The 17,495-nt window shown below is 44.4% G+C and carries 12 protein-coding genes, 1 pseudogene and 1 riboswitch; of the genes and pseudogenes, 7 read left to right on the top strand and 6 right to left on the bottom strand.

Annotation, left to right across the window (positions count from 1 at the left end; translation table 11 throughout):
* Nucleotides 1-236 (bottom strand): annotated as a pseudogene (locus PSE7429_RS28000) (GTP-binding protein); the annotation flags it as partial.
* A 307-nt stretch (nt 237-543) separates the two neighbouring features.
* Between PSE7429_RS28000 and PSE7429_RS13285 the strand changes: the two are divergent.
* From PSE7429_RS13285 to PSE7429_RS13275, 3 genes are all read left to right on the top strand, one after another.
* Nucleotides 544-1,191, top strand: a complete 648-nt coding sequence (locus PSE7429_RS13285) for a TetR/AcrR family transcriptional regulator (protein WP_009627735.1) — start codon at nt 544-546, stop codon at nt 1,189-1,191.
* A 175-nt stretch (nt 1,192-1,366) separates the two neighbouring features.
* Nucleotides 1,367-2,857: an HlyD family secretion protein gene (locus PSE7429_RS13280; protein ID WP_009627733.1), complete on the top strand. Its 1,491-nt coding sequence runs from the start codon at nt 1,367-1,369 to the stop codon at nt 2,855-2,857.
* Nucleotides 2,858-2,982: 125 nt separating this feature from the next.
* Nucleotides 2,983-4,584, top strand: a complete 1,602-nt coding sequence (locus tag PSE7429_RS13275) for a DHA2 family efflux MFS transporter permease subunit (protein WP_009627732.1) — start codon at nt 2,983-2,985, stop codon at nt 4,582-4,584.
* Between the two features lie 164 nt (nt 4,585-4,748).
* Here the strand turns inward: PSE7429_RS13275 and purT are convergent, their stop codons facing one another.
* From purT to PSE7429_RS13260, 3 genes are all read right to left on the bottom strand, one after another.
* Nucleotides 4,749-5,924: a formate-dependent phosphoribosylglycinamide formyltransferase gene (purT, locus tag PSE7429_RS13270; protein ID WP_009627731.1), complete on the bottom strand. Its 1,176-nt coding sequence runs from the start codon at nt 5,922-5,924 to the stop codon at nt 4,749-4,751.
* A gap of 194 nt (nt 5,925-6,118) precedes the next feature.
* Nucleotides 6,119-7,828 carry an ATP-binding response regulator gene (locus PSE7429_RS13265; RefSeq protein ID WP_009627730.1) on the bottom strand — a complete coding sequence of 570 codons (1,710 nt, stop codon included), beginning with the start codon at nt 7,826-7,828 and terminating at the stop codon, nt 6,119-6,121.
* 40 nt (nt 7,829-7,868) lie between these two features.
* Nucleotides 7,869-8,651 carry a DUF928 domain-containing protein gene (locus PSE7429_RS13260; RefSeq protein WP_009627729.1) on the bottom strand — a complete coding sequence of 261 codons (783 nt, stop codon included), beginning with the start codon at nt 8,649-8,651 and terminating at the stop codon, nt 7,869-7,871.
* Nucleotides 8,652-9,237: 586 nt separating this feature from the next.
* On the opposite strand from PSE7429_RS13260, the gene PSE7429_RS13255 reads away from it, so the two are divergent.
* From PSE7429_RS13255 to cobG, 4 genes are all read left to right on the top strand, one after another.
* Nucleotides 9,238-10,419, top strand: coding sequence for an RtcB family protein (locus tag PSE7429_RS13255; protein WP_009627728.1), 1,182 nt, complete (start codon nt 9,238-9,240; stop codon nt 10,417-10,419).
* 297 nt (nt 10,420-10,716) lie between these two features.
* Nucleotides 10,717-10,857, top strand: a riboswitch (cobalamin riboswitch).
* 22 nt (nt 10,858-10,879) lie between these two features.
* Entirely contained in the window at nt 10,880-11,554 is a 675-nt protein-coding gene (locus PSE7429_RS13250; RefSeq protein ID WP_009627727.1) for a HupE/UreJ family protein, read from the top strand.
* A gap of 214 nt (nt 11,555-11,768) precedes the next feature.
* On the top strand, nt 11,769-12,809 hold the full coding sequence (cobW, locus tag PSE7429_RS13245) for a cobalamin biosynthesis protein CobW (RefSeq protein ID WP_040688629.1): 1,041 nt from the start codon (nt 11,769-11,771) through the stop codon (nt 12,807-12,809).
* A gap of 43 nt (nt 12,810-12,852) precedes the next feature.
* A complete protein-coding gene (gene cobG / locus PSE7429_RS13240; RefSeq protein WP_009627725.1) occupies nt 12,853-14,319 on the top strand; it encodes a precorrin-3B synthase in 1,467 nt (488 codons plus the stop codon).
* Nucleotides 14,320-14,582: 263 nt separating this feature from the next.
* Here cobG and gyrB read toward each other — a convergent pair whose 3' ends face one another.
* Together gyrB and PSE7429_RS13230 are read right to left on the bottom strand one after the other, a co-directional pair.
* Complete coding sequence (gene gyrB, locus PSE7429_RS13235; RefSeq protein WP_009627724.1) at nt 14,583-16,523, bottom strand: DNA topoisomerase (ATP-hydrolyzing) subunit B; 1,941 nt, start codon at nt 16,521-16,523, stop codon at nt 14,583-14,585.
* Between the two features lie 357 nt (nt 16,524-16,880).
* The gene (locus PSE7429_RS13230; RefSeq protein ID WP_009627723.1) at nt 16,881-17,237 is read right to left on the bottom strand and encodes a DUF4189 domain-containing protein; all 357 of its coding nucleotides are present in this window, start codon (nt 17,235-17,237) and stop codon (nt 16,881-16,883) included.
* Nucleotides 17,238-17,495: the final 258 nt, after the last annotated feature.

Genomic DNA, 17,495 nt, shown 5'->3' with positions numbered 1-17,495 from the left:
CCCACATAAAGTCAAAGCGCTGCTGTCCTGGTGTTCCATAAATATGTAAAAGCCATGTCAGACCAAAGTTAATCGACCAAAGTCCATCGCGACAGTGGTTCTATGTTTTATTTTCGGTCAGTCTCGTCCGTGGCTCGGCGATCGGTATCTACAACATCAATTTCACTAACTGTGCGAATAAAGGTTGACTTCCCTGCTCCCACAGTTCCAGCAACAACCAAGCGCATGATTTCCATAATTTTTATTCTTTGCCTATAGTGATCTAAATCAATACATTTTTGCGGAGCTTGTAAGTAGCTAAGAAGTAAACTTAAAACCTAGAGGAGCGTACCGCCCGCGTAGCGGGCGGTACGCTCTCTGGTTTTGGTTTTTAATTATGCCAAACTACTTAATACCAAGTTAAGAAATGGCGTAGCCATTTCTTAACTTGGTATTAGTTTTTTTCTGGTCGCACATTTGGGGGACTCAACCCAACCGACAACTCCTTATACTAGAACAATGTAAGTAACTACTTACATTGTTCTAGTAGATGAAAGATAAAAAATGGAAAAAGTAAAACGCAGTCCCGCAAAGACACGCGAGCGCTTGCTAAAAACCGCAGTTGAGGTATTTGCTACCGAGGGAATAGCTGGGGCAACTACTCGCGAGATTGCGCGTCGGGCTGAGGTAAACGAATTAACATTATTTAGGCATTTTCAGAACAAGGAGCAGTTATTAAAAGCGGTAGTCCATTACACGACGGCTTTGCAAGCCGAGGCTTTGGAGCATCAAGATGAATGGACTCAAGACCTACGGATCGACCTGCTCCACTACGGCAAGGTTTATAGCGATCAACTCGAGCAGCATGAAGCCTTAGTCAGAATGTTTATAGGGGAAGCAAAACGCCATCCTGAGGAAGCAATTCGCATTACCCAAGAAGCAATGATGCCTCTCCGCGACAAGCTAATTGCTTACCTGCGCAATGGTGAAGCTAGGGGGATCGTCCGTCCTGATGTAGACCTTGCTCTAGCGATCGATATGTTTACAGGGATGCTGCTAGCGGGAATGTTACGTCAACATATTTCACCAATCTTGCGAGGGTACAGCCAAACACAATATGTTGAGGGCTGCGTCGAGCTATTTGTAAACGGAATTAGTCCTGTTCCCGTAAATTCTGCAAATTCTGCCCCTTTAAATAATCATCGCAGGTAGAAAGTAATTGGTAAAACCTGCGCCGTAGGTTTTAGATCTGGATTTTATACCAACTCACGAAAGTGTGACAACAATTTTGTGAGTTGAAAACCAAACCTAGTAAGGATTTGAAAAACTAAAAATGGCTTAGCTATTTTTAGTTTTGGTATTAGTTATGCTGAGGCACTAAAAATATATGAAAACAACTAAATCTTCGCCATTAACTGTTGATTCGCGTTCAGAAGAAATTTTGCCAAGCGCAAGCCAGCCACTTTTAGAAAACGGTGAAGAACTAATCGCAACTTTGGGGGATGATCAGGCAATTTCCCAAGATAAGGTTTTACTAGATCAGAGTGCGGAGCTAGAGAATAATAATTTAGAGAATAGTAGTTTAGAGAATAGTAACTTAGAGAATAGTAACTTAGAGAATATTAAGAATGGCAAACGAGAACCTGCTTCACAAAAGCGCAGCTTATTCTTGATTGTCGGGGCGATCGCTTTAGGATTGAGTGCGGTTGGGGGCTGGAATTGGTGGCAGTTTCAGAAAACCCATGTCAGTACCGAGAACGCTCAAATACAGGGACATCTCTCGCCAATTTCCTGCGAAATCTCAGCAACAGTGCAGCAAGTGTTAGTGAAGGATGGAGATTATGTACAGGGAGGGCAAACCCTTGTCGTTCTGGCGAATCAGGATTTAGCGCTAAATTTGCAACAGGCAAAAGCAAAGTTACGGGCGGCACAAGCGCAATTGGCAAGCGCCAAGCATACTGTGCAGTTAACCAGTCAAACCCACATAACGCAAGTGCAACAATCGCAAGCGCAACTAGGGGCTAGTCAGTCGGGAATTAGCGTGGCTCTAGCCAATGTGGAACAAGCCAAGGCGGCGATCGCCGTTAATCAGGCTAGGGTCGCTCAAGCCCAAACGGATGTCGAGAAAACTCAGGCAGACTATCGACGCTATGATTCGCTTTATCAGAGCGGTGCAATTTCTGCCCAACAAGCGGATCTTGCCAAGTCAGCCTATAGCAATAATCTGGCAAATCTCGCTGCCACTAATCGCGTGGTGGAACAGTCGCAAGCGGAACTAATGAACGCCCAAGCCCAACTCCAAAAAGCGATCGCTGAATCGGAAGTAACCAAAGGTCAAGCAGCCCAGACCGATGTTGCCGAGCAAAATGTGGTGGTGCAGCAAGATCAAGAGAAACTTGCCCAAGCTCAGGTAGAAGAGGCGAAGGTAGAAATAGCTATGGTGGAAAAGCAACTGGAATACACGGTCATTAAAGCTCCTGTGAGTGGCTTTGTTGGTAAGTTAACGGCGCAGGTCGGTCAGAAGGTACAGTCTGGACAGTCCCTCTTAGCGGTTGTACCGCTGCAAACCGACCAAATTTATATAGAAGCCAATTTCAAGGAAACCTCCCTCCAAAATTTACGCCTTGGTCAAGATGCCGAGGTCGAAGTTGATGCCTATCCAGGAGAAGTATTTCGCGCCACCGTTGAAGGAATTAGTCCCGCCACGGGGGCAAGTTTTGCTCTGTTGCCTCCAGACAATGCCACAGGTAACTATAACAAAGTCGTTCAATGGTTACCCGTGCGTTTAGCTTTTCGTCCCGATGCCGATCCCAACCACAAACTGAGAGCGGGATTAAGTATCAAAGTTACGGTAGATACGGCAAATGTCAGTAAGTAAATGGGCGCAGACCCAAGAGCTGTAGCACAAGCGCAGCTTGCGCTATAGCTCTTGGGTCTGGATTTTAATTATGCCCAGCTACTCACCTGATCAAAAAACACAATCAAAAAACATAATGGTTTAATATGGCTACCCCATCCCATCATTTATCGGTTGCCGCTAAACCCAATGCTGAGGCGGGATATATCCAAGGATCTCGGAAATGGGCGATCGCGGTTACGGTTTCCCTTGGCGCAATTCTAGAAGTAATTGACACCAGTATTGTCAATGTCGCGCTTAAGGATATGCAGGCAAGTCTGGGTGCGACCATTAGCGAAATCGGTTGGGTCATTACAGGCTATGCGATCGCCAATGTCGTACTCATTCCGCTATCGGCTTGGCTTGGGGACTACTTTGGCAAAAAGACTTACTTTGTCTTTTCCATGGTGGGATTTACCATCGCCTCCGTTCTCTGCGGTTTTGCGATTAATCTACCAATGTTAATTGCTAGTCGCATCCTCCAAGGACTATGTGGTGGTGGACTCCTTGCCAAAGCCCAAGCAATTCTCTTTGAAACTTTCCCTCCCTCCGAGCAGGGGCTCGCTCAAGCAGTCTTCGGTGTTGGCGTAATTGCTGGACCCGCGATCGGTCCAACTTTGGGCGGATTCTTAACCGATGGTCTGGGATGGCGATGGATCTTCTTTATCAATTTACCCATGGGCATCCTTGCCGTGGTGATGGCATTACTATTTTTGCCCAAGGATCGGAGCAGTCGCCAACAGGTCAAGCAAAAGGTAGATTGGTGGGGGATCGGACTCCTCGTAATTGCGGTGGGTAGTTTGCAAACTTTTTTAGAGGAGGGCGAGCAGGATGATTGGTTCTCTTCGAGTTTTATCGTCACTTTGGCGATCGCCGCCATAGTCGGACTGGTATTTTTTATCTATCGTGAACTGCATACCCCTTCCCCAGCCGTCGATCTGCGCGTACTGCGCTATCGTTCCCTTGCCGCAGGTAGTCTCTATTCAGGAATTCTGGGGATGGGGCTATATGGGGCCCTATTTGCTGTGCCGCTATTTACGCAGAGTGTGCTGGGATTTACGGCAACGCAGACAGGTTTACTACTTGCGCCTGGGGCGCTAGCATCGGCTGTGGTGATGGTTTTGCTAGGGAAAATCTCAGCAAAAATTGACGCGCGGATCTTAGTTGCCTGTGGAGCGATCGGCACTACTTTAGTGATGAACCAACTTGCCACGATTACGCCACAAACGGGCAGTAGTGAACTATTTATGCCGCTGATCTGGCGTGGCGCAGCCACTGTCCTCATGTTCTTGCCCCTTAGTTTGGCAACCTTAGGTTCTATTCCCAAAGCCGCTATTTCATCGGGTTCGGGATTCTATAATTTGACCCGTCAGCTTGGCGGCAGCATCGGCATTGCTGTACTTTCCACGCTTCTTTCGCAACGGGAAGCATTTCATAAATCAGTTTTACTCGCAAAACTCAGTCCCTATAACTCAATGACGAACGAGAGAATTAGCCTATTAACGGGGGCATTTCACAATGGGGGATCGGATTTAGTAACTGCGCATCAACAAGCGATCGCTACTCTAGAAAGTAGCGTCAACCAACAAGCCGCAGTACTATCCTACGCCGATATTTTTCACTTTGTGGGGATGGTCTTTCTCTACTCTCTTCCCTTACTTTTATTCTTAGGCAAAGGCAAAAGCAAGGTCACTCATGCGATCGACTGACGATCGACTGACAAAAGCGATCTTGCAATCAAAACCAAGGAAATTTTTGAAAGCGTTGCGAAGCAACGCTTTCAAAAATTTCCTTGTGGTTCGTTTGATCGATAATTGCTGTAAACCCAAAAGACCTGTAGCGTACGCTACAGGTCTTTTGGGTTTATATTTAATCATGAAGGGAAATCATTGATTTTAACCTTAGATGCGGCTTCTGTTGCCTTTTGACGAGACTCGGTGGCATCTTTCCCCTTAGCTAAAGCTACACCCATACGTCGATAGGGACGAGAATCTGGTTTACCAAATAAACGAACTTCTACGTTAGGAATCGCCAGAGCTTCTTCTACACCTGTAAAGGAAATCTCATTGCTTGTTTCGCTAGCAAGAATGACCGCACTGGCGGACGGACTGAGCAATTCAATTGTGGGAATGGGTAAGCCTAAAATGGCGCGTAAATGAAGTTCAAATTCGTTGAGATTTTGGGAGATGAGGGTAACCATTCCCGTATCGTGGGGACGGGGAGACAGTTCAGAGAAAATTACTTCATCCTTGGTGATAAAAAATTCTACGCCGAAAATCCCTGCCCCGCCGAGTTTATCGGTGACTTTACGCGCAATGTCCTGTGCATCTTTGACTTGATTCGCAGTTAAGCCGACGGGTTGCCATGATTCTTGGTAGTCACCGCGTTCTTGCCGATGCCCGATCGCCTCACAAAATAGAGTCTCTCCCTGCCATTGACGGATCGTTAACAGAGTAATTTCAACTTCAAAATTAATAAATTCTTCAATGATGATTTTGGCAGTATCACCTCGCGCTCCAGCGATCGCATAATCCCAAGCCTTTTCTAGTTCATCGCGAGAATTGACGACAGATTGTCCCTTGCCAGAGGAGGACATGACGGGTTTAATTACGTTCGGAAACCCAATTTCGCCGGCAACGGTTTTTAGTTCCTCAAGGCTAGTAGCATAGGCATATTTGGCAGTACGCAAGCCCAACTCATTACTGGCTAGATCGCGAATGCGATCGCGATTCATCGTGAAGTTGGTGGCTGCCGCTGTGGGAATGACCTTGTAACCCTGCGCTTCCAGTTCGATGAGTTTTTCGGTGCGGATTGCCTCTACTTCTGGCACGATCAGATCGGGTTGATGTTTTTTGACGACGGCTTCGAGGGCTTCGCCATCCAACATCGAAATAACTTCTCGAACATCGGCAACTTGCATAGCTGGCGCATTATCGTAGCGATCGACCGCAATTACTGTATTACCGAGTCTTTTCGCAGCTATTACAAACTCCTTACCCAGTTCCCCAGAGCCCAGCAGCATGATTTTTTTTGGTAATACGATCGCCATTAAATTCACCTTGTTATTTCACAAAACAGCAATATCATAATGGTTTTGGCTATAGTATTGCTATATTCACTTACAGCAATTATCGATCAAACGAACCTTACAGGGAATTTTTGAAAGCGTTGCTTCGCAACGCTTTCAAAAATTCCCTGTAAGGTTTGCTAAGCCAAAAAAACTTGACGGATGCTGTGCGTAGATCAAGGTTTTTGACCTTCTTTCATCTGTGCATAGAGATAACTTAAAATCTTGTCAAGTTGGCGATCCTTCAGCATCTCTATTATTTCTCCAGTAAAAATTTGCAAGCAAGCATCTGACTTTTGTAAATCTCGTGCAGTTTCTTGGAGAGCGTCTAAGTCACCATTTTTAGCAAGCTCTAGGAAATTTAAGAGGATGCGGCGACTTGGTCTGGCAAAACTAGCGATCGCCTGAGTTGCAAAAGATGACGGTGAGGACATCTCCGAAGGAATCGCATCGTGATAGCCCTCCTCGGTATCCAAATTAATCGGTGTCGGACTTACATAATTGGGTAAGTCAATCTCTAACCAAAAATTACTCCCTTCACCTAAAGCACTGGTAACATTTAGTTCTCCTCCCATCAATGCAACTAGCTTTTGACTGATAGATAAACCCAGCCCCGTCCCCGATTGCATATCCTTAGGATCACCAACTTGTTCAAAGGATTCAAATATCTTAGACAAGTCCTCCGAGGCAATCCCCACACCACTATCAACGATGTCAAAGCGGATTTTGTTACTACCCAAGTCCTGAACAGTCAAAGAAACAAGCCCCTCACTGGTGAATTTGATGGCATTGCCCATCAAGTTAAATAGAACTTGACGCAATCGCCGCGCATCACCATAAACTAGTTTTGGGATTTGCCCGATAGTCCGATAGACAATTTCTACTTTTTGCTTGCTTGCTTGTACCTTAAATGTATCCAGTAGCTCGGTAAGCAATCCATTTAAATAAAAAGGTTCGTACTCAAGCTCTAATTTACCAGCTTCAATTTTGGAAAGGTCGAGAATATCGTTAATCAGAGTTAGCAAGTGATTGCCACTACGTTGAATGATGTCTAAACCCTTTTGATTTTTAATCGGATCGTTACTTGTTTTTAGAACTTGCGCATAGCCGAGAATTCCATTGAGGGGAGTTCTGAGTTCGTGACTCATGTTCGTGAGAAATTGGCTTTTGGCTTTATTGGCACTATCCGCAGCCTCCTTCGCAATTTCGAGTTCTATAGTGCGTTCTCGAACGAGATTTTCTAAGTTCTGATTAAAAGTTTGAAGTTGGGAGTTTAGTATGGCAAGCTTTTGTCTACTTTCGGCAAGACTGATGATCGTGCTATAGCTTCTTAAACTGGCTACTAGGGATGTAAAGAGCTTTTGTTCAGTTAATTCAGTTTTTGACTTATAGTCATTGATATCATAGTTTAAGATTACTGAAGATTCGGGAAATTCTGATGGCTGTCCTGTACGGAGAATTATCCGTACTAAAGGATTTTGCAAGACTTCGCGAATGTATTTGACAGTATGCAACCCTGCGTCATTCGTCTCCATAATTACATCTTGCAGGATCACAGCGATGTCAGGATGCTGCTCGACGATCTTAATGCCCTCAGTACCAGAGAACGCCGAAAATATTTCTAATCCTTTGCCTGCAAACCTAAACTCCTCTAGAGCTAATCTGGTTACATTATGTACGGATTGATCGTCATCACAAATTAGGATTTTCCAAGTCGCTCTACTTTTGATCTCTATGGCTCGATTGATGACATGAGACTCATGGTCATGCTCCCCAACAATTCCGACAGCAGATAGATAAGATAGATTGTCTGGTTTTTCATCTACATGAGATACCTTTTCATCATCTTCTGCTAAGAAAATCAACTCATCGGAATCTGTAGACATTTTGCTTTATTTGTGACTAGTTTTGGATAACTAATTCGACTTAGTTTTTAAGAGGAATGTTTGCTAAGGGCGCGAGATTGGATGATGTGAGTAGATTCAACCAATTGTTTCTAAGTTCAGCATTATTGGGCTGAGATAGACGCAGATTGGCAAGATTCGCGATCGCTTCATACCAAATGCCAAACTTGGCGTATATATACACTTGATCAATCGCGCTTGCCTTGTCTAATTTGGCGAGCAGACTTGGCTCAGGTTGGATGCGCCGAATGAGGCCCTCAGCAAAACGATCTTCGGGGTCGCCAGTTTCGCATACTAGGGAAACTAGCCATTTATAATCCTTGCCGATTTCTAGGGATAAGCGATCGAATTGAACGTTAACAACGCTGGGAGTAGTTGTGAGATCAATTCTTTTACGAGCGATCCCTTTGCCTTGAGGATTCTCAAGCGTAAACTCGACAGCGATCGCATTAGTTTTGGGAATGTAGGCGAAAAACTGAGGATTGGATGAGATCGTCAGCCCAAATTGATTCGGGGGAAGTAGCGGCGTAATCTGATGCTCTACGGAAGACCTTGCTTTGAAATCTTTCTGATGAAGGTCTAGATCCTTTAAATCCTTTAAGCATTGTCCATCACTGCCACGTCTGCCACCACCAATGGTTGTTGTGGGTGCTGGATTATTTACGGGTGGCTCAAAGGTTTGTGCGTTAGCCCCTGCTACAAAATGAGAAAATGCGGTGACTTTCCAAAGAGTCGCGATCGCTAAAAATACCGAATAGCGATAAAAGTGCCGATAAAAGTGCCGATAAAGTAATTTGGGAAACATAGCCTTATTCCTAGAAGCATTAACTGAATTAACTTGAATTAACTGATGAAAGTAGACTTGTCCGACGAAAAAAACTAGCAGCCACAGAATCAACGACGCACAATAATTCTAAAAAATCAAGAATATTACAAAAATCTTACTATTAAACAGTTTACTAGTTTTTTTATGGTTACGTCAAAATGCTGCCATAAAAGTAACTACAGCAATTATCGATCAAACGAACCAAGGAAATTTTTGAAAGCGTTGCTTTGCAACGCTTTCAAAAATTTCCTTGGTTTGGGTTTGCGCGCAAAGTGCTGGGCATAATTAAAAACCAGAATCAAAACCTGTAGCCCACGCTGCGCGTGGGCTACAGGTTTTGGGATTTTATATTTAACTGTGCCTACTCCCTTCCCAGTGAAAAATTAGACGTTGCGGCGCTTCGCGCCGCAACGCTAATTATTGTTTTTTGATGTCTATTTCTTTGGTGGGAAGGGAGTAGCTACTTAAAAGAGAATAAAAGAGATAGGTTTTATGCTTTTAACTATTGCGCTAACATGCTTCATAATGTAGTATACGTACTACATTATGAAGCATAATTAAAATCATGCCTTTTCAAAAACTAGATATCGCAACGCCCAAGCCCGTTTTGTCTTGGGCAGGACATGACCTCGGTCATGCAGAAGTAAAAATGGCGAAGAATGTAGCTTCCTTGCCCTTTGTGTTTAAACATGTTGCCCTCATGCCCGATGTGCATCTCGGTAAAGGGGCGCTAGTTGGTTCAGTCATTGCGACCAAAGAAGCGATCGTGCCTGCGGCTGTAGGCGTAGACATCGGTTGCGGGATGGCAGCAATTAAAACTCCATTTCGCCAAGAGCAGCTAGAAGGGAAATTAAAGCAAATTCGTCTCGAAATCGAAGCTACTATTCCTGTCGGTTTTAATGACAACAAAGAAGTCGAAAAATCGGTACTCAACTGGCAAGGATGGCATGACTTCCATGACCTCCATTTGGGTGTACAGCATCTTGAGAGTAAAGCAATGAAACAATTAGGTTCCCTTGGTGGAGGGAATCATTTCATAGAGGTTTGCCTAGATACAGATAATCAAGTATGGTTGATGCTGCATTCTGGTTCGCGAAATATTGGTAATATGCTCGCCCAAAGACATATTGAGACAGCTAAGAATCTCGCGCGATTGAGCGATACTTCTTTAATGGATAAGGATCTTGCCTACTTTGTAGCGGGCACTGCTGAATTCGCTGCTTATTGGCGCGATTTGCAATGGGCGCAGGAATATGCAAGGTTCAATCGCGACGTGATGATGGCGCGATTTAAAAAAATTATTGAGAAGTATGCCAGTGGTGGCAAACCTATTAAACCTTTACTAACCGTAAATTGTCATCATAATTATGCCGAGAAGGAATCTCACTTTGGAGAAGAAGTATATGTCACTCGTAAAGGTGCGGTAAGAGCCAGAACAGAAGACTATGGCATTATTCCGGGTTCTATGGGAGCGAAGTCTTTTATTGTCAAAGGTAAAGGTAATTCCGAAAGTTATTGTTCCTGCTCCCATGGGGCGGGGCGATTGCTATCGAGAAGTAAGGCGAAGGAACAATTCAACTTAGATGACCTAATTCAACAAACTCAAGGGATAGAATGCCGCAAAGATACGGGAATCATCGATGAAATACCTGCTGCTTATAAAGCGATCGAGCAGGTTATGGATCAGCAGACCGATCTCGTAGAAGTAGTGGCAACTCTCAAACAGATTATCTGTGTAAAAGGTTAATTGCTCATAGTCCTATAGCTGTCACCAGTGGCGGCGCAAAGCGCCGCCACTCAAATTTAGAGGGTAATACCAAAACTAAAAATGGCTACGCCATTTTTAGTTTTGGTATTACCTTTACTGTGTTTGGTTTTTAATTCACAAAAGTGTTGCCACACTTTCGTGAATTGATATAAGAAACCCTAAGGTAATTTGACAGCCCAAGCTTTGTAAATCTGTAAAGATTTGCCCATAAAGTAGGCGAATTATTGTAGAGTCATAAAGCTGTTCTAGTTTTAACGGGGATCAGCCGTTAAAAATGAAATTAAGTAGATTACTTGTAACTACTTAGATTTTGCATTGGGGAAAGTTTGGTGTAAGTCCAACGCTGTACCGCAACTGTAAAGCCGCTTACTTAAACGCTGCTAAAGTCAGGATGCCCGCTAGAACTAGTTTTGCTGTCCATATCTGCGAGTTACAGAATATGAATTTTTCTAAACTTTCTTCATCAATTCAGTCCAAGATATTAGTGATCGCCTTTGGCTTTAGTCTTTTGCTATTTGCTAGCCCAGCATCGGCACACCACGCAATGGGTGGCAGAATGCCTAGCAACTTTTTTGAAGGTTTCATGTCAGGCTTGGCTCACCCAGTCATTGGGGTAGATCACTTAGCTTTTATTGTGGCTGTGGGTTTATTTGCCGCAATCAAATCTCAAGGGATTCTCATTCCAGTTTCCTTCGTTTTATCGGCAATGCTTGGTACAGGAATTCATTTGCTGGGAGTAAATTTACCAGTTGTTGAGTTGATCGTTTCCGCATCAATTTTGTTGTTTGGCATTTTATTAGCTCGCAAGCATAGCCCGAATATTCTTGTGATGATCGCTTTATCAGCCGCCGCAGGTTTGTTTCATGGCTATGCCTATGGTGAAGCAATTTTTGGAGCGCAAACCACAGCTTTGGTCGCCTACTTATGTGGATTTACCGTCATTCAATTAGTAATTTCTGGTGCGGCATTTTGGATCGGACAGAAGGTACTAAAGGGTGATTTTGCTCAAGCCGCACCTAACCTACGTTCGGCTGGATTGGTAATTTGTGGAATTGGTGCGGCTTTTCTAGCATCAAATATTTCATCTCTAATTCTCCCTGCACCTAAGGTTTAATACCAATTCACAAAAGTGTTGTTACACTTTCGTGAATTGGTATCTTTCGTGAATTGGTATTACAACCTATAGGATTGCTATAAGCAGCTAGGCGCAATTAAATATAAAACCGAAAAAGCTGTAGCGAACGCTGCGAGTCCGCTACAGCTTTCGACTCTGTTTTTTAATTATGCCCAGCTACTTAGGCGCTTTTTTCAGTTTTTTAGAGAAGATTATGGCAGCAAAAATACCTGTAACGGTAATTACTGGATTTTTAGGCAGTGGCAAAACCACGCTTATTCGGGAACAATTACAAAATAATCAAGGAAAGCGTATAGCTGTACTTGTGAATGAATTTGGAGAGATTGGTATCGATGGCGATCTCCTACGTTCCTGTCGTGTATGCGATGAGGATGGCAAAGAGATTACTCCCAATATTGTGGAACTGACCAATGGTTGTCTTTGCTGCACCGTGCAGGAAGAATTTTTACCGACAATGCAGGAATTACTCAAAAGACGCGATCGCATTGATTGCATTTTGATTGAGACCTCTGGATTAGCATTACCAAAACCCTTAATTCAAGCCTTCCGTTGGCAAGAGATCCGCAATGGTGCAACCGTTGATGGCGTAATCGCCGTAGTCGATTGTGAAGCTGTCGCTAGCGGACGCTTGGTAAGCAATCTTGAAGCCCTTGATGCTCAGCGTCAAGAAGACCCCAACCTCGATCATGAAACTCCCATCGAAGAGTTATTTGAAGATCAGTTAGCCTGTGCCGATCTGGTGCTATTAACAAAGACCGATCTGGTCGATGCAGAGGCGCAAGCTAAGGTACAGTCATGGTTAAAGCAAGAACTGCGCGATGGCGTGAAGGTGGTGGCTTGTGGCGATGGCAAGGTCAGTTCTGAGATTTTATTGGGCTTTAATGCCGCTGTGGAAGATGATTTGGATGCGCGTCCCAGTCATCACGACGAGGAAGAAGAGCATGAGCATGATGATGACATTAATTCGATTGATATCGTTACGGAACGAGCTTTTGAACCGAGCCAGCTATTAGCTGCTTTGAAGGAAACGATCGCCAAGCAGGAAATCTATCGCATTAAGGGGTTTGTCAATGTTCCTCATAAATCGATGCGAATGGTTCTCCAAGGTGTAGGCGATCGCCTCGAAACCTCCTACGATCGCCTATGGTCTAGCGACGAAACTCGCCAAACGCGCTTGGTATTTATCGGTCAATCTTTAGAGCGATCGCAAATTGAAGCGGCGCTAAGTTTATAGCCATGATGAAGGCGCAACGCGCCTTCATCATGGGATTATTTTTTTGGAATTTTCTCAATTGCAATCTACTACAGCTATTTGTCCTAGTCTTTTTAATGCCACTACCGCCCAAGATGGCATTCTTTCGCGTATTCGTTTACCTGCGGGGGTGATTACTGCTACGCAATGTGAAGCGCTCGTAAAGGTCGTCAATCAATTTGGTAATGGTGAAATCCAAATTACTAATCGGGCTAATCTCCAAATCCGCACTCATCAAGCCCTCTCGGCAGAAGTACTTCTAGATCTACAAGACTATGGATTGGCTTCCAGTAATCCCAACATTGATGGCTTACGGAATATCATGGCTAGTCCCACCGCAGGGATTGATATACAAGCCAAAATCAACACCATTCCTTTAGTTAAGCAATGGAATTTATATCTCGTCAATCATCCTGAACTAGCAATTCTTTCTTCTAAGTTTAGTGTTTGTTTTGATGGTGGCGAGATGATCAATGTTAGCGATCGCCCCAATGATATTGTCTTCTCTGCCTTAGAATTTAGTGGAGAGATATACTTTAGCTTGCATCTTAGTTTTGGCGATCGCGGAGAATCACCATCGCCAGTGGGAGTTTTAATTGCTCCCGATCAAGTAATAGAAGTTCTTGCCACGTTCGCAGATATTTATCGGGAATATACTGACCTCGCTACTGACCTTACTGAGGAAAGATTCAATCAGCAATATTCGCGGCTGCGTCCGCTCCGTTTAAGAGAAATGCTAAAAGACTGGGGTGTCGAACGTTTCCTAAGCGCAGCCACGGAAAGGCTCGGTTATTCCTTACAATCCATTCCCCTTGAGTTACTAGCAAGGGAACACGAGACTCAGCAACGCGATCGCTATCGACATTTAGGAGTTAACCCTCAAAAGCAAAGGGGGCTTTCCTATATTGGTGTAGTCGTTCCCTTGGGAAGGCTCACGGCGACGCAATTGCAGGGATTAGCACTTTTAACCACAAAATATGGTGGTGGGGCTTTGCGACTGACCCCTTGGCAAAATATTCTGCTTACGGATATTGCGGATGTAGATATCGAGCGGGTAACGCAAGGGCTAGCGCATTTGGGTTTGTCGATTTCGGTCAACCATCCCTATGCGGCGATCGCTGCTTGTTCGGGATATAAGGGATGCAAAGCCGCCTTTACGGATACTCAAGCCGATGCTAAAAAAGTTGCCGCCTACTTAGAAAGCTGCATTAAACTCGACTATCCAATTAACATTCATTTCTCTGGCTGTGATAAGTCCTGTGCCCAGCATCACTCCAGCGATATTGCTCTAGTGGGAATCCCCAGCGAGAATGGCGAAACTCATCCTGAAATGTATCGGGTTTATGTAGGTGATGATGGAAATCACTTTGGTAAAGAACTATATGCGGAATATGCAGCTAAGGATTTACCGATACTCATCGCCCAGTTATTGAGAAACTATCAGAATGAGCGTTGTAACTCCACGCAAACTTTTAAGGAATTTGTCAAATAAAAAAGCGGTGCTTTTTTAAACCCAAGAAGAGAAGGTTGGCGCTCCGCGCCAACCTTCTCTTCTTATACCAATTCCCAAAATGGCAACGCCATTTTGGGAATCTCAAAGCCTGACTGGGTTTGTTTTTTAATTCACTGAAGTGTTGTCACACTTTCGTGAATTGGTATTACTTTCAAAAGAGGGTTGCCGCGCTCCACGCGGCAACCCTCTTTTGGGAGTTATGTACTGATACAGTTAACGGCAGCTATAACATACAGGAATATTTAAATATCCAGCTCAGTAATCGCGAGTTTCGAGCCATAAGTCTCGATAAATTCGCGACGGGGAGCCACCTTATCCCCCATCAAAATTGTGAAAATGCGATCGGCTTCAGCAGCATCTTCGATCGTCAAACGTTTGAGCGATCGCGTAGCAGGATTCATCGTCGTTTCCCACAACTGCTGAGGCATCATTTCGCCCAAACCTTTGAATCGCTGAATGTTGTAGTTAGCATTAGCAGGGAAAGATTCGAGCAATGCTTGCAAGTCGCGATCGGTATAGCAGTACTGGGCATTTTTGCCGCGTTCGACCTTATACAGTGGTGGGCAGCCGATATAAATATAGCCGCGATCGAGCAGTTCACGCTGATAGCGATAGAAAAAGGTGAGTAACAAAGTGCGAATATGCGCTCCATCTACATCAGCATCAGCAAGCAGAATGATTTTGTGGTAGCGCAATTGCGACTCATTAAAATCTTCACCCTTAATGCCTAAACCGCAACCCGTAATCAAGGCTTGAATTTCATTGTTCTTATAAATCTTGCTATCGTCGGCTCTCTCAATGTTGAGCACCTTACCACGCAGAGGCAGAATCGCTTGATAATGGCGATCGCGTCCTTGTTTCGCACTGCCACCCGCTGAATCTCCCTCAACAATGAAGATTTCCGACTCTTTGGGATCACGGGAACTGCAATCGGCAAGCTTCCCTGGCAATGTTGAGGACTCTAAGGCTGATTTACGGCGGACTAGCTCGCGGGCGCGACGGGCAGCTTCAGCAGCATTAAAAGCTTGGAGCGCTTTCTCAATAATTGAAGTAGCCACGGCGGGGTGAAATTCTAGATACTCATTGAGGACTTCACCCACAAAGGAGTCAACGATCCCGCGAACTTCAGTATTACCTAATTTGGTTTTAGTCTGTCCTTCAAACTCTGGATCGGTAACCTTAACCGAGATCACTGCCGTCAAACCTTCGCGAACGTTTTCCCCAGCTAGATTTGATTCGCCTTCTTTAATCTTTTTCAGTCGTCTTGCTGTCGCGTTGATCGTCCTTGTGAGAACAGTTTTAAGCCCCTCTAGGTGAGTTCCACCATCGATCGTACGGATATTGTTCGCAAAACCAAGAACGTTATCATTGTAAGAGTCAATGCACCATTGGAGAGCGACCTCGACCACGACATTATCGCGTTCGCCATTGACATAGATAATGTCAGGGTGAATTGCTTCTTTCTCGCGGGTCATGTAGGCAACATATTCGCGAATCCCGCCTTCATAGCAGTAGATATCGGTGCGAACTTCTGTACCTCGGCGATCGCTAAATTCAATTTTTACGCCAGCATTAAGATAGGCAAGTTCCTTGAGACGACTGGCAAGAATGTCATACTCAAATTCAGTTTGGGTGGTAAAAATCTGAGCATCAGGCTTGAAACGCACCTGAGTACCTCGACGTTGGATGGGTTCTTCGCTTTTGCTAGCGATTAGCTCCGTAACAGGAAATCCCCTTTCGTAACGCTGTTTATAGACCTTTTCTAATCTCCATACCGATACTTCCACCCATTCCGATAGAGCATTGACGACGGAAATACCCACGCCATGCAATCCTCCTGAGACCTTGTAGCCGCCATCGCCAAATTTGCCCCCTGCATGGAGAACGGTTAGCACGGTTTCGAGGGCGGATTTTCCTGTCTTGGGGTGAGTGTCGGTAGGAATACCACGTCCGTTATCGGAGACACAAACTGAGCCATCGGGCAGAAGCTCCACTAAAATGCGATCGCAATGACCTGCAAGGGCTTCGTCTACGCTGTTGTCAACGACCTCAAAAACTAGGTGATGTAATCCTTTTGGCCCCGTTGTGCCGATATACATCCCAGGTCGTTTACGAACTGCTTCTAGACCCTCAAGTACTTGGATCTGATTGGCATTATAAGTTTCTGTAACGAGCTCAGGCATGAAGGTAAACAACTCCAGAAATATGTCGCTTGCAAGAGGACTTTAAGAAAAACTTTGAGAACGCTCTTGATGGTGTTTTAGGATGTATTTTGAGTAAAGATTCAAAAACACTCTGCCATTATAGCTTAAAAGCCTTACAGATATATCAAAACCATCTCAGATCGAGTTTTTATAGACCTCCTGCGATCGAAAAAACTTAAATAAAAAGATCGGCGGTGTTTTGCACTTCCGATCTTTTTATTTCTTTTTATTTCTTTTTATTTATAGCTGCCGCCAACTGTGTCAGGACATAAAACTCAAAAGAGGATTACCGCGCGGAGCGCGGTAATCCTCTTTTGAGTTTTGATTTTATTTGCCTTAGCGATCGGTACAAGCCCAAACAGCAATCTCACAGCTAGAGTTGCCACAACTCTCAAGGGCAGCAGCTTTAGCTGTATATTCATCCGCATTCCAAGCCCAACCTAAATATCCGCCTCCTTTGGCGACAGCACCACAAGCGTTAGCAAACCAAACTTTGACAGAACAATTACTACCACACTGAGACAAAGCTGCATCTTCTGCTTCAGCTTGACTATTGTAGTTATAGGCATAACCATAAGCATTTCCAGAGCCTGTAGCAACTGCTCCATACTTATCACCTGCAAACGCAGCCCCAGCCCCAAAGCCTTCAACTAGAAGAAAAGCGGCGGCAACAAATCCTAGATACTTTTTCATAAATATTCTCCAATATTTCTCAATGTGAGATTAGTTGTTGTTGGTCATTAGATACTTGTGAGATGATTCGCAGATCCCTTTTGGAAATATATATTAAGCTATGTCTAAACTTTTTTGACGTAATATGCCCTGTTTGCGCCTAAATTATTAATTATTAATCGCCTTAATCAATTACCCAAAGAGCATTGTGGGTAATTACCTCAGCCTAATTAAAATCCAGATCTAAAACCTGCGGCGCACGCTGCGCGTGCGCCGCAG

Origin of the sequence: Pseudanabaena biceps PCC 7429, assembly GCF_000332215.1 — a bacterium.
Lineage (GTDB): Bacteria > Cyanobacteriota > Cyanobacteriia > Pseudanabaenales > Pseudanabaenaceae > Pseudanabaena > Pseudanabaena biceps.
Note: the sequence above shows the minus strand (reverse complement) of the source record. Positions and strands in the feature narration are given on the sequence as shown.

What these genes read in the sequence shown, in the direction of transcription:
- PSE7429_RS13230 (WP_009627723.1), bottom strand. Translation starts at nt 17,237, where the DNA reads ATGAAAAAGTATCTAGGATTTGTTGCCGCCGCTTTTCTTCTAGTTGAA.
- purT (WP_009627731.1), bottom strand. Translation starts at nt 5,924, where the DNA reads ATGGCGATCGTATTACCAAAAAAAATCATGCTGCTGGGCTCTGGGGAA.
- PSE7429_RS13285 (WP_009627735.1), top strand. Translation starts at nt 544, where the DNA reads ATGGAAAAAGTAAAACGCAGTCCCGCAAAGACACGCGAGCGCTTGCTA.
- cobW (WP_040688629.1), top strand. Translation starts at nt 11,769, where the DNA reads ATGGCAGCAAAAATACCTGTAACGGTAATTACTGGATTTTTAGGCAGT.
- gyrB (WP_009627724.1), bottom strand. Translation starts at nt 16,523, where the DNA reads ATGCCTGAGCTCGTTACAGAAACTTATAATGCCAATCAGATCCAAGTA.
- PSE7429_RS13280 (WP_009627733.1), top strand. Translation starts at nt 1,367, where the DNA reads ATGAAAACAACTAAATCTTCGCCATTAACTGTTGATTCGCGTTCAGAA.
- PSE7429_RS13275 (WP_009627732.1), top strand. Translation starts at nt 2,983, where the DNA reads ATGGCTACCCCATCCCATCATTTATCGGTTGCCGCTAAACCCAATGCT.
- PSE7429_RS13255 (WP_009627728.1), top strand. Translation starts at nt 9,238, where the DNA reads ATGCCTTTTCAAAAACTAGATATCGCAACGCCCAAGCCCGTTTTGTCT.
- PSE7429_RS13250 (WP_009627727.1), top strand. Translation starts at nt 10,880, where the DNA reads ATGAATTTTTCTAAACTTTCTTCATCAATTCAGTCCAAGATATTAGTG.
- PSE7429_RS13265 (WP_009627730.1), bottom strand. Translation starts at nt 7,828, where the DNA reads ATGTCTACAGATTCCGATGAGTTGATTTTCTTAGCAGAAGATGATGAA.
- PSE7429_RS13260 (WP_009627729.1), bottom strand. Translation starts at nt 8,651, where the DNA reads ATGTTTCCCAAATTACTTTATCGGCACTTTTATCGGCACTTTTATCGC.